The organism is Rhodococcus sp. NS-SX18 (assembly GCF_057367935.1).
This window is the reverse complement of the sequence record NZ_CM170633.1, coordinates 3,829,239-3,841,922: the sequence shown is the minus strand read 5'-3', so window position 1 is coordinate 3,841,922 and position 12,684 is coordinate 3,829,239. Positions and strand designations below refer to the sequence as shown.

Sequence of the window (12,684 nt, the reverse complement as noted above, 5' to 3'; positions counted from 1 at the left end):
TCTAGAACGCGTTCTAGTTTCAGGATATCAGCAACAGAACGCTACCGGGACGGGGTGCGTCGGGCTGCGGTCGGCTCCCGATCAGCGGGAACGGACCCCTGCCCGATCGGGCAGGCCGGCCCGATCGACCGGACGGCTTCGGGGCCGCGACCGGACGGTTCGAGCGCGAAGCCCTTTCCGTGGGCGTGATCGAGACCGAAGGTGGAGATGCGAAGAGACGCCGGTCACACCGGACGCCGCATTCGAACCACCACTTCCGGCCGACACATCAGGAGAGACGCGATGGCCATCGAACTCAACCAGATCTGGGACTTCCCCATCAAGGAGTTCCACCCCTTCCCGCGGGCACTGATGGGTGTCGGCGCCCACGACATCATCGGTGTCGAGGCGAAGAACCTGGGCTTCAAGCGCACCCTGCTGATGACGACCGGTCTACGCGGTTCGGGCATCATCGAGGAGCTGATCGGCAAGATCGAGTACCAGGGTGTCGAGGTCGTCCTGTTCGACAAGGTCGAGTCCAACCCCAAGGACTACAACGTCATGGAGGCCGCCGCCCTCTACCAGCAGGAGAAGTGCGACTCCATCATCTCCGTCGGCGGCGGCTCGAGCCACGACGCCGCGAAGGGCGCCCGCGTGGTCATCGCCCACGACGGCCGCAACATCAACGAGTTCGAGGGCTTCGCCAAGTCCACCAACAAGGAGAACCCGCCGCACATCGCCGTCTCGACCACCGCCGGCACCGGCTCGGAGACCTCCTGGGCATACGTCATCACCGACACCTCCGACATGGACCACCCGCACAAGTGGGTCGGCTTCGACGAGGCCACGATCGTCACCCTCGCCATCGACGACCCGCTGCTGTACTACACCTGCCCGCAGCACTTCACCGCGTACTGCGGCTTCGACGTCCTCGCCCACGGCTCCGAGCCGTTCGTCTCGCGGCTGGACTTCGCCCCGTCGCTCGGCAACGCCCTGTACTCGATCGAGCTCGTCGCCAAGCACCTGCGTGAGGCCACCTTCGAGCCGCGCAACCTCAAGGCCCGCGAGGGCATGATGAACGCCCAGTACATCGCCGCGCAGGCCTTCAACTCGGGCGGCCTGGGCATCGTGCACTCCATCTCGCACGCCGTGTCCGCGTTCTTCGACAGCCACCACGGCCTCAACAACGCGATCGCCCTGCCGCGCGTGTGGGAGTACAACCTGCCCTCGCGCTACGAGCACTACGCCCGCATCGCCACCGCGATGGGTGTCGACACCCGCAACATGACCACCGTCCAGGCGGCGGACGCCGCGGTCGAGGCCGCCATCCGGTTGGCCAAGGACGTCGGCATCCCCGACAACTTCGGTCAGGTGCGCGTCGACTCGTACGAGAAGAACCGCATGAACACCGGCAAGTACGCCGGACGCGGCGACGTCATCAAGGGCGACGAGAAGACCGTGCGCGCCATCTCCGAGCACATCCAGGGCGACTGGTGCACGCCGGGCAACCCGCGCGAGGTGACGGTCGAGTCGATGATCCCCGTCGTCGACCACTGCATCAACCGGGCCTACTGACCCACCACCCGACCGATCCGTGTCCGGGGCGGGGCGACCCGCCCCGGACATACCCACCTCGAGTGCCGACGACGACACAGGAGCACCGATGACCAGCTTCACCAGCGGACCGGAACTCGCCGACGCGCTGCGCCGCCACGACTACATCGCCGACGACGAGTTCGCGGTCGTCGTCCACCTCGCCACCGCGCTCGAACGGCCGCTGCTGCTCGAGGGCCCGGCCGGCGTCGGCAAGACCGAACTCGCCAAGGCGCTCGCCGCCGTCGGCGGGCGCAAGCTGGTACGGCTGCAGTGCTACGAGGGTCTCGACGACAGCCGGGCGCTGTACGAGTGGGACTACGCGAAGCAGCTGCTGCACGTGCAGATGCTGCGGGATCGCATCGGCGAGCAGCTCGCCGCCTACCCCGACGTCGCCGAGGCGTCCCGCTTCCTCGCCGCGCAGGACTTCGGCCTGTATTCCGAGAACTTCCTGGCCGTGCGCCCCCTGCTCGAGGCGATCCTCTCCCCGGAGCCGGTAGTCCTCCTCGTCGACGAGGTCGACCGAACCGAGGAGTCCATGGAGGCGCTGCTCCTCGAGGTCCTCGCGGAGCGGCAGGTCACCATTCCGGAGGTGGGCACCTTCACCGCCCGGTCCGCGCCCTGGGTGATCCTGACCTCCAACGACACCCGCGAACTCTCGCCCGCCCTCAAGCGCCGCTGCCTGCACTACCACGTCGGCTACCCCACCCCCGAACGTGAACGCGAGATCGTCACCGCCCGCGCCCCCGACGTCGACACCGTCACCGCCGGCGAGGTCGTGGACCTGGCCCGCACCCTGCGCGAACTGCCGTTGCGCAAGAGCCCGTCCATCTCCGAGGTCATCGATGCCGCGCGTGCCGCCACCGTGCTGCGGCGCGGCGGCGGCGACCACACCTCGCTCCGGCAGATCCGGGACATCCTGCTCGCCGCGCTGCTCAAGTACACCGGCGACGCCGACCTCGTCCGCGCCCGGCTGGACGGTGACACCGCACTCACCGCACCGACGACCACCGCGCCGGCGACCACCGCACCGAGGACCACTGTGGGGACCACTGTGGCGACGACGACCGCGTCGACGACCACCGAGCCGGCAGGGGAGCGACCCGAGCGGGCCACGGTCGCCTCCCGGCCCGCCAACACCACCACCGCGGTGTTCCGCGGGCGCGGTGGCGGGGGCAGCGGTGTCGGTATCGGTGCGCGGCGGTGACCCCATGCCGGTGACACCGCCCACGACGACGCCCGGGACACCGCTCGCGGCGAAGTCCGTCACGCCGCTCGCGGCGAAGTCCGTCACGCCGCTCGCGGCGATGCACCCGTCGTACCCCCTCGACGTGGTGGCCGCCGTCTTCGGCCGCCTGCTGCGACGGCACGGGGTCTCCGCCTCGCCCGCCGAGACCATCGAGGTCCGCCGTGTGCTCGGACTCGTCGGTGCCCGCGACCACGATGTGCTGCGAGCCTGCCTGCGTGCGGTGTGCGCGAAGTACCCGCACGAGCAGGCCGGTTTCGACCGCGCCTTCGACGCGCTGTTCGCCGCGGCGGACAGCGTCGGTGCGGCAGACGGGAAGTCCTCGCCGCGAGCACAATTCGCCGAGTCCCTGCCGACCGCGCTCGAGCTCGACGACGATCCGCAGGTCGCGCGCTACGCCGAGTACAACGAGCGCGCCGCGGAGGTCGGCGACCACTTCGACACCCCGGAGGCGGACAAGGGCTTCAATCCCCACAAGGACGACGACGACGTCTCGATGACCTCGTCCGACGCGGCGCTGTCGGTCGACACGGGCGCCGACTCGGGACGGCGCGGGGTCACCTACACCGTCGACGTGGATCGGGCCGGAGCCGCAGCGGTGGGCGAGCTGGCCGCGAATCCGGGTGCCGCCGTCGTCGGGTCGCTGTCGTGGGACGATCCCGAATCCATCCTCGCGTGGCTCGACGCCTACGACCCGCGCCGTGCCTACGGCGACGACCACGCCGACGAGCCACTCAGCGCGGCACAACTGAACCGGCTCGTCGAGGCCGTCGAGGCGTTCGTCGCGGCACTGTCGCAGGCCGGGCTCGGCGGCCCGCTGCCGGACGGCGAGCCCGACGCCCCCGCCACCGCCGGCGACGTCGCGTCCCGAGCCGAGATCGAACTGGCGTGCCACGAGGTGCTGCGCCGCATGCGCGGCCCGGCGCGGCCGGTGCCGCGCGAGCTGACCCGTGGCCGCCTCGACATGCGTCGCACGGCGCGTGCCGGGATGCGCACCGAAGGTGTGCCGTTCCACCTGATCGTGCGCGCCCCGCGTCCCGACCGGGTCCGGTTGCTCATCCTCGCCGACGTATCCCTGTCGGTGCGCCCGATCACCGCGTTCACCCTCCGCCTGGCGCAGGCCATGCACGGCCGTGCCCACCGCTGCCGCGTCCTGGCGTTCGTCGACCGGCCCGTCGACGTGACGCGGGAACTGCTGGCCGCCACGGGCGACGGCGCCCTCGCGGCCGTGCTGGCGCATCCCGGCCTCGACCTCGAGGCGAGCAGCGACTACGGCCGGGTGCTCGACGAACTGCTCGCCGAGCACGCCGGCATCGTCGACTCGCGCACGAGTGTGCTCGTCGTCGGCGACGGCCGCTGCAACGGTCTGCCCGCCCGCGCCGACCGGCTCGCCGACCTTCGTCGTCGCGTGCACCGGCTCGCCTGGATCACCCCGGAACCGCAGCGCTACTGGGCCCAGGCGACGTGCGCGATGCCCGAGTACGCCCAGGAGTGCGATCGCGTCGTCGTCGCCCGGGACGCCGCCCAGCTGCTGTCGCGGGCGGCGGAACTCGGGCACGCCCTGCGGTGAGCGGGAGACGGGGTCGCGCAGCCGCGGCCCGGCCGGTCATCCGCTGCTCCTGTCGGATCAGCGGAGAGCCGGGGGCCGAGCGGGTGTTCTCGGCCGATGGCCGGCCCGCGGTGGACCGGCGGTACCTGCCCGAACGGGCAGGTACCGCCCCTGCCGTTCGGCCCGGTGCCACGCCGTCGGGTAGGGGCTAGGCTCGGAAGCCACGTAAGCTGGATCACAGCAATCGGGATCGTCAGGAGTGCGCAGTGGCCGTCGCATCGGAGCACACCGCGACGACGCTGGCCAAGTTCCATGCCCCGGAGATCGTGTTCGGGGTCGGATCGCTGGTCGAAGCGGCGCACGCGGCGGTTCGGCTCGGCGCGGTCCGGCCCCTGCTGGTCACCGACCCGGGGCTGATCGAGGCCGGCTGGGTCGACGAGCTGCACGGCCATCTCGTCGAGCAGGGCCTCACGCCGATCGTGTGGGGTGATCTCACCCCCAACCCCAAGGACCACGAGGTCACCGCCGGGCACGAGACGTACCGTGTGCACGGCTGCGACGTGCTCGTCGCGCTCGGTGGCGGCTCGGTGATCGACGCCGCCAAGGGCATCGCGGTGCTCGCCGCCAACGGCGGCAGCATCCTCGACTACGAAGGCGTGGACCGGGCGGCCGTTCCGATCCCACCGATGGTGGTGGTGCCCTCGACCTCGGGCACGGGCGCCGACGTCTCCCAGTTCTGCGTCGTCACCGACACCGTCCGGGGCACCAAGATCACCATCATCGGTCGTTCGCTGGTCCCGGACCTGACCGTGATCGACCCGCGGCTGCTGACCACCATGCCGGACGAACTGAATGCGGCCACCGGGCTGGACGCGCTCACCCACGGCGTGGAGGCGTTCGTCTCCCGCGCCCACAACCCGCTCACCGACCACCACGCCCTGCGCGCGGTCGGTCTCGTCACCGACACGCTGGTACGCACGATCGAAGACCCCCGGGAGATGGCGGCCCGATCGATCATGGCCCAGGCCAGCCTCGAGGCCGGGCTGGCGTTCACCAACGCGATCCTCGGTGCCGCGCACGCGATGAGCCACCAGGTCGGCGGGCTGCTGGACCTGCCGCACGGCGTCATCAACGGAGTGCTCCTCCCGCACGTCATCCGGTTCAACGCCGCCTCCGATCCCGAGCCGTTTGTCGCGATCGCCCGGGCTCTCGGGCTCGACGAGCACCGCGGTCCCGCCGTGGAAGCCGCACTCGCCGTCGCAGACCGGGTCGAACGGCTCGCCCGCGAAGTCGGAGTGCCGCGCGGACTGCGGGAACTCGGAGTGCAGGCGACCGACCTCGAACGTCTGGCCGCGGGCGCGCTACGCGACGCGTGCATGTCCACCAACCCCCGCGAAGCGACGCACGAGCAGATGGTCGCGCTGTTCCGGGCGGCATTGTGACCGCTCCCGACCTGTCGCGACTGACCGGCCTGCGTTCCGGCAAACCCACGTTCTATCCCCAGTACCGCGGAGCCGCCGAACGTCTCGAGCGGGTCGTCCACGCGCTCGAGCTGATCTCGCGTGCCCTGGTGCGCACCGTCGAGGGTCCCGAGACCCTGATCTGCGCCGTGGCCGAGGCCGCGCGTGCCCACCTGAGCGCCCGCTGGGTGGTCTTCGCCCTGACCGACCGAACCCTGCCCGACGCAGGGCCGCGCCGTCTGGTCCTCGGACCCGATGCCACCCCGTTCCTCGTCGACAACGTCGAAGGTCCACCCCTGCCCGACGACGTGGTGCGCTGCCTCGAGGACATCCGGTCGGGGTCGATCGGCCGGGACGCCACCATCGACACCCATCACGCCTTCGTCCCCATCGTCCTCGACGGCGGGGTGGCAGGCGCGATCGCCGCGTGGACACCCGAACACCGCACCATCGACGGCACCGACCACGCCGTGCTGTCGATCCTCGCCAGCCAGACCGCCGTGGCTCTGCAGAATTCCGCGCTCTACCAGCGGGGCCAGCTGCTGCTCGGACGAGCCGAGCAGGCATACCAGGAAGCGAATCGCGCAGCGGCGGATCTGCAGGCCCGCAACGCCGAACTCGAGGCGACGTTGCGTCAGCTGGAGTTGACCCAACGGCAGCTCGGTGCCGCGCATCGGCACCAGGCGCTCGACGAGGAACGTCACCGCATCGCGCGGGAGCTGCACGACAGCGTCACGCAGGCCGTGCTGTCGGCCGGCATGCAGATCGAGGTGTGCCGCAGCGACATTCCCGACACCGAGCGCGGCGAGCGGCTCGACCTGGCCAAGGAGCTCACCCGGCGCGCGGTCGAACAGCTGCGCTCGGCGATCTACGCGCTCAACCACCCGTCCGACTCGGATCGCACGTCGCTGCCGGAGATGCTCGAGCAGCTCTGCAGCGCGCACACGCCGGGCGAACTCGACATCACGGTCCGGGTGGGCGGCCCGCCGGTCGAACTGCCGGGCGAGGCCGAGCATTCGCTGCTGCGCATCGCAGGGGAGGCGCTGTTCAACGCCGCGGTGCACGCCAATGCCCGGCGCGTGGTGCTGCGGCTGACGTACCGGCCGGACTCGGTGCTGTTGTCGGTCGCCGACGACGGGGACGGGGACCCGGCCCGGATGCGGCTGATGCTGCGCCTCGCCGCGGACAACGACTGGGACGGCCGCCATCGCGGGCTGGCCAACATGCAGGCCCGCGCACACGAGCTCGGTGGCACTCTCGAGGTGCGTCGCGCCCGTCTCGGCGGGGTCCGGGTGGCGGTGCGCATCCCGGTGCCCGAACGGGCCGTCGACGCGGAGCGGGACGCCGACGAGACGATCGGAACCAGCGGGAACAGTGCGGCGCCGGCACACGCGGCGCGGACAGGAGCACAGCGATGAACGTGGCAACCCCAGCCGGGACGGTGAATCGCACGGTCCGCATCGTCCTCGTCGACGACCACGCGATCCTGCGCCAGGGGCTGCGCTCGATCCTCGAGCGGGAGCCGGACCTCGAGGTGGTCGGAGAGGCCTCGCACGAGGCCGAGGCGCTCACCCTCGTGGGCCGGGTCCGGCCCGACATCGTCCTGATGGACCTGAAGCTCTCCGCCGGGTCGGACTACGAGGGACTGACGTTGTGCGGGCAGCTGTCGGCCGCCCACCCGGGGCTGGGCCTGCTCGTGCTCACCACGTTCCTCGACGAGCAGCTGGTCGTGCGTGCCGTGCACGCCGGGGCACGCGGGTACGTCGTGAAGGACGTCGACACGACCGAGCTGGTGCGCGCGATCCGCGCGGTGTCGCGCGGCGAGAGTGCCTTCGACTCGCGCAGCGCCGCGGCGGTGGTGCGTTCCCTCAACGGGCAGACCACGCCGCAGGAACAACTCACCGAGCGCGAACTCGAGGTGCTGCGGCTGCTCGCAGCAGGCTTGTCCAACGCCAAGATCGGTGAGCGCCTTTTCATCTCGGGTACCACGGTGAAGTTCCACGTGAGCAACATCATGCGCAAACTGAGCGTGAGCCGCCGCGCCGAGGCCGTGTACGCGGCAAGCAAGCGCGGCTTGATCTAGCGCGGCGGCGACGCCGTGGGTCAGCTGCTGCCGAACGCCGGCAGGGTTGCTGGCACGGTGACGACGGGGGAGGCCTGCTGGACCGGGTAGGCGGTGACCGGCATGGGCGCCAGATGGTCTGCGATGCCGGGGTAGTCCGAAACCCACATGGTGGCCAGGCCGTCCGTCGAGCACGAGGCGAGGACGACATAGGTGCCGTCGGGGATCTCGGTCACGGTCTGGGTGGTCACACCCGGCTGTACCCGGCCCGACGTGCCCAAGGTCTGACCGTTGGCGATCACCTCGGCGACCGGCGGCAGTACCCCGCCAGGAGCCGGGGCGAGCCCGGTCATGCAGTCCAGGGGCGTGCCCGAGTCGTTGGTGATCGTGTTCGTCACGGTCGATCCGCTGACGGTGAAGGCGAAGGCGACCTCGCCGGCGTCGGCCGCCGACGCGAAGGCGGGGGCAGCCAGGAACGAGGGAATGACGGCCACTGCTGTGAGCGCGGCACGGGTAATCGATCGCATCGGTGTCCTTCCGGTCGAACGAGCGTCTCCCACGTGATCCTGCCGGAAAAGCGACCGTTCGGCACGATCTTCGGAGGTTCCAGCTCTGTCGGCGCCGCACTCGTTGCGCGGGTGCGTTACCCGACCGAGGACGGACCCGCTCCGAGCACGACCGAGTACCCGGAAGCAGTAGCGCTGTCCGCCGATCAGCGACCCGATACTGCATGTACGCGCAGCTACGCGGCTGTGCAGGCGACTCCGTCGAGGCGCCCGCCGATCCGTTCGGGTCCGGTGGACGTGGACGGGTCAGCAGGTTCCGGTGACCGGTGCTCCGTCGAAACGCTCGCCGAGGAACTCGAACGCGTCCGGCAGGCCGAGCACCGCCGCCGACATGTGGTCGGGGCTGGGGGTCTCGACCCGGCGCACCGGCGCGCCCGCGGCGCAGTAGCGGTCGAGCGTGGCGTCGATGGAGTCCACCGGGATGAGTGCGTCGGTGGGACTGTGCCATTCGAACACGGGCACGGTCGGCACGCCCGGGTACAGCTCGAGGCTGTTCTCCTCCGCGACGGCGACCGCGTCGGCATCGTCGGCCAGGTGGGCATTGGTGCTCACCTGCCGCAGGCTGCCGCCGGCACCGCGCGCGAGGATGTCGTTGGTACAGGCGTTGGCCAGGGCGTCGCGCATCGCCACACCCGCGGGGGTCAGGTCCGCGCTGATCCGCATCCGTTCGGGGTACTCGCGTTCGAGGCCCAGCGCGGCCGCGAACGCCAGACCGAAGGCGGGGTGCGGGTTCTCGCCGAGAGCCTCGGCCATCTTGCGGATGTTCATCGGCACCCCGCCCATCGCCGCACCCACCAGGTTCAGGTCGGGGGCGTAGGTCGGAGCCAGTGCCGCGGCCCACCCGGTGGCCATCCCGCCGCCGGAGTACCCCGCCAGCGCAACCGGGCTGTGGGCGAGCTGCAGCTCGGGTACCTGCTGCACCGCGCGGATGCCGTCGAGGGTGATCTGTCCGCCGAGGCGAGCCGCGCCGTAGGCGCTGTTCGGCCCGAGATGGTCCGGGATCGCGACCGTCCAGCCCCGCCGGAGCACCACGTTGAGGGCCGGCGCCTCCCGCACGGCGAGATCCGGGTCGCTCGTCCACAGCGTCTGCGACGGTGCGCAGTGCGTGCCGAGGGCGTTGATGACGTGCTGGAACGACAGCAGCGGACCGTCCGGAGCCTTGCCGGCGGGGGCGAGAACCGTCGTCACCGCAGGGATCGGACGGCCGGTCGAATCCGTCGACCGGAAGCGGACCTGCCACGCCTCGACGTCGACGATGCCGGGCGGTGCGGGCACGCGCCGCACCTCGAGTGCATCGCCGGCCGGGGCGACGGCGACGTCGGCGGCCGCGCGGTAGAACGGGTCGGCCGGCGGCACCGGATACACGGGCGCGGCGCCCGCGGTTCCCGTGGCGGCGACCGTGGCGCACACCGCCGCGGCGCCGATCAGCGCATTGCGGATTCCCCGACCGAACCGTGCGGCCACGTCCCCCCACCTCTCCAGCGCACCGACCGGTGCCGTTCCTCGAAAACCAGCGATCCGGGCGAAGCCTAAACGACCGATTTGCGAGGGTTCACCCGACCCCGCGTGTTGCGCAAATCGTCACCGCACGGACCCCCGATTGGGCGTAGCCTCGGCACCATGTCGACGGCGATCTCCGTGGAAAAGCTCGTCAAGTCGTTCGGAACCACCCGTGCTCTCGACGGTCTCGATCTCGAGCTCCGCCGAGGCGAGGTGCACGGATTCCTCGGCCCGAACGGATCCGGCAAGTCCACCACCATCCGCATTCTGCTCGGGCTGCTGCGTGCGGACTCCGGCCGGGTCGAGCTGCTCGGGGGCGACCCGTGGCGCAACGCGGTGGACCTGCACCGGCGGCTCGCGTACGTACCCGGCGAGGTCAACCTGTGGCCCAACCTCACCGGCGGGGAGGCGATCGACCTGCTCGCCGGTCTGCGCGGCGGCATCGACGAACGCCGCCGCGCCGAACTGCTCGAACGCTTCGAACTCGATCCGACCAAGAAGGCCCGCACGTACTCGAAGGGCAACCGGCAGAAGGTCGCGATCGTCGCCGCGCTCGCCTCGGACGTGGAGTTGTTCCTCTTCGACGAGCCGACCTCCGGCCTGGACCCGCTCAAGGACGAGGTGTTCCGGGACTGCGTCCGCGAGGTCGTCGCCGACGGGAGCTCGGTGCTGCTCTCGAGCCACGTCCTCGCCGAGGTCGAAGCGCTGTGCGACCGGGTGACCATCATCCGGCAGGGCCGCACCGTCGAGTCCGGCACGCTGACCGAACTGCGGCACCTGACCCGCACGTCCGTGGTGGCCGACACCGTGCGTCCCGTGGCCGGGCTCGAGACGGTGCCCGGTGTGCACGACCTGCAGGTCGACGGCCTGCGGGTGCGGTGCGAGGTGGACACGGCCCGGATGGACGCGGTGCTGCGCGAGCTGCTCGACTTCGGCATCACGTCGCTCACCAGTACCCCGCCCACCCTCGAGGAACTGTTCCTGCGGCACTACGGGGACGACCTGCCGGGCGAGCACATCCACGTCCCCGGCGAGCACCTCGCGCACGGCCGGCCGGCCGTCGGCGACGGGGACAGCGCATGAATGCCGCATTCGTCGGTACCGGCCGGCTGGTGCGTCTGGCAGCCCGCCGCGACCGCGTGCAGCTGCCGGTGTGGCTGGTGACGATCACGATCGTGTACGCGATCTCGGTGTCGAGCCTGAAGGGGCTCTATCCGACACAGGAGGACCTGCACCTCATCGCCGTCAGCTCCGCAGTGTCCCCCGTGGTGCTGGCCACCAACGGCCTGGTCTCGGGGGACAGTCTCGGCGCGGTCGTCGCGGCGCAGACACTGCTGTTCCTGGCCCTGGCGGCGGGCCTGATGAGCACGATGGCCGTGGTCCGGCACACCCGGCAGAACGAGGAGACCGGCCGCGCGGAACTGGTCGGCGCCAGTGTCGTCGGCCGGCGTGCCCTGCTCACCGCGGCCCTGATCGTGGCCACGGCGGCGAATGTCGCACTCGCGCTGCTGCTCACCGTCGTCTCCCTGGGTTTCGGACTGCCGCTGTCCGGATCTGTCGCTCTTGCGGTGGCGACGGCGGCAGCCGGGATCGCGTTCGCGTCGGTCGCGGCGGTGAGCGCGCAGGTCGCCGAGGGTGCCCGGGCCGCGAACGGACTGGCCGGCGCGGCGCTGGGGGTCGCGTTCCTGCTGCGTGCCGTCGGCGACAGTGCCGCCACCGTCGACCCAGGCGGGGTCAGCGTCACGAGCATGTGGGTGTCGTGGCTCTCGCCGATCGGCTGGGCGCAGCAGATCCGGCCGTTCGACGAGGACGTCTGGTGGGTCCTGGTGTTGTTCGCTGTCTTCACGGTCGCGGCGACGTGGACCGCGTACGAGCTGACCGGGCGGCGCGATCACGGCGCCGGGCTGGTGCAACCGCGGCCGGGGCCGGACCGTGCGGCGTCGTGGCTGCCTACCGCGTGGGGCTTCGCGTGGCGGATACAGCGCACGACGTTGATGTGGTGGGCGCTCGGCATCGTCGTTCTCGCCGCGACGTACGGCAGCGTCGCGAACGAGATGAACAACTTCCTCGACGAGGGGGGCGCCGTCGCCGACATGATGAAGCAGCTCGGCGGCGGGGCGCAGGGCCTCACCGACGCGTACTTCGCGATGATCTTCCTGATGATGGCGCTGGTCGGCAGTGGGTACGCGGTGCAAGCCGTGCTGCGGACGCACGGGGAGGAGACGTCCGGGCGGGTCGAGCCGCTGCTCTCGACCGCCCTCGGTCGGGTGCCGTGGATGCTCGCACACATCGGCGTGGTGACGATCGGGGTGATCGTGCTGCAGATCGCCACGGGCGTCACGCTGGCGGTCTCCTACGGCCTGACGGTCGGCGACGTCACCGGATCACTCGGCAACCTGCTGCCGGCGTCACTGGCCTTCGTCCCGGCTGTTCTCCTGGTGGAGGCGATGGCGGTGTTGTGCGTGGGTGTGGTGCCGCGTCGCGCCGCGAGCGTCGCGTGGGGCGTGTTCGCCGTGTGGTTGCTCATCGGGCAGCTCGGCATCCTGCTGGACCTGCCGCAGGCTGTGCTGGACCTGTCGCCGTTCGTCCACGTGCCCCCGGTGCCGGCCGCGGAGGTGCGAGTGCTGCCGTTGCTGGTGCTGCTGGTTCTCGCGGTGCTCACCATGACGGCGGGGATCGGCGCGCTGCGCCGTCGCGATCTCGTCGTCCAGTGACCCGCGCCGGGCGCG

Annotated in this window: 10 protein-coding genes; 8 read left to right on the top strand and 2 right to left on the bottom strand. The window is 71.1% G+C overall.

Annotated elements, in window-relative coordinates; translation table 11 throughout:
- Positions 1–282: 282 nt before the first annotated feature.
- From mdo to AC2IPW_RS17450, 6 genes are all read left to right on the top strand, one after another.
- Positions 283–1,554 (top strand): NDMA-dependent methanol dehydrogenase, encoded by a 1,272-nt coding sequence (gene mdo / locus AC2IPW_RS17475; RefSeq protein ID WP_289378832.1) that lies wholly within the window; start codon positions 283–285, stop codon positions 1,552–1,554.
- An 88-nt stretch (positions 1,555–1,642) separates the two neighbouring features.
- Positions 1,643–2,779 carry a MadB family AAA-type ATPase gene (locus AC2IPW_RS17470; RefSeq protein ID WP_486375278.1) on the top strand — a complete coding sequence of 379 codons (1,137 nt, stop codon included), beginning with the start codon at positions 1,643–1,645 and terminating at the stop codon, positions 2,777–2,779.
- 100 nt (positions 2,780–2,879) lie between these two features.
- Positions 2,880–4,388 carry a MadC family VWA domain-containing protein gene (gene madC / locus AC2IPW_RS17465; protein ID WP_486377022.1) on the top strand — a complete coding sequence of 503 codons (1,509 nt, stop codon included), beginning with the start codon at positions 2,880–2,882 and terminating at the stop codon, positions 4,386–4,388.
- Between the two features lie 245 nt (positions 4,389–4,633).
- Positions 4,634–5,809 carry an iron-containing alcohol dehydrogenase gene (locus AC2IPW_RS17460; RefSeq protein WP_003937680.1) on the top strand — a complete coding sequence of 392 codons (1,176 nt, stop codon included), beginning with the start codon at positions 4,634–4,636 and terminating at the stop codon, positions 5,807–5,809.
- On the top strand, positions 5,806–7,245 hold the full coding sequence (locus AC2IPW_RS17455) for a MadS family sensor histidine kinase (protein ID WP_486375277.1): 1,440 nt from the start codon (positions 5,806–5,808) through the stop codon (positions 7,243–7,245). Before AC2IPW_RS17460 ends, AC2IPW_RS17455 begins: the two co-directional genes overlap by 4 nt.
- A complete protein-coding gene (locus tag AC2IPW_RS17450; protein ID WP_003937682.1) occupies positions 7,242–7,910 on the top strand; it encodes a MadR family response regulator transcription factor in 669 nt (222 codons plus the stop codon). The genes AC2IPW_RS17455 and AC2IPW_RS17450 overlap by 4 nt, the downstream gene beginning before the upstream one ends.
- Positions 7,911–7,930: 20 nt before the next feature.
- Here the strand turns inward: AC2IPW_RS17450 and AC2IPW_RS17445 are convergent, their stop codons facing one another.
- Together AC2IPW_RS17445 and AC2IPW_RS17440 are read right to left on the bottom strand one after the other, a co-directional pair.
- Entirely contained in the window at positions 7,931–8,416 is a 486-nt protein-coding gene (locus tag AC2IPW_RS17445; RefSeq protein WP_416061488.1) for a hypothetical protein, read from the bottom strand.
- Between the two features lie 285 nt (positions 8,417–8,701).
- A complete protein-coding gene (locus tag AC2IPW_RS17440; RefSeq protein ID WP_416061487.1) occupies positions 8,702–9,919 on the bottom strand; it encodes a lipase family protein in 1,218 nt (405 codons plus the stop codon).
- Positions 9,920–10,075: 156 nt separating this feature from the next.
- Between AC2IPW_RS17440 and AC2IPW_RS17435 the strand changes: the two genes are divergently transcribed.
- Both AC2IPW_RS17435 and AC2IPW_RS17430 read left to right on the top strand, forming a co-directional pair.
- Entirely contained in the window at positions 10,076–11,038 is a 963-nt protein-coding gene (locus AC2IPW_RS17435; RefSeq protein ID WP_416061486.1) for an ABC transporter ATP-binding protein, read from the top strand.
- Positions 11,035–12,669: an ABC transporter permease gene (locus tag AC2IPW_RS17430; protein WP_486375276.1), complete on the top strand. Its 1,635-nt coding sequence runs from the start codon at positions 11,035–11,037 to the stop codon at positions 12,667–12,669. The genes AC2IPW_RS17435 and AC2IPW_RS17430 overlap by 4 nt, the downstream gene beginning before the upstream one ends.
- The last annotated feature ends 15 nt before the right edge of the window (positions 12,670–12,684 follow it).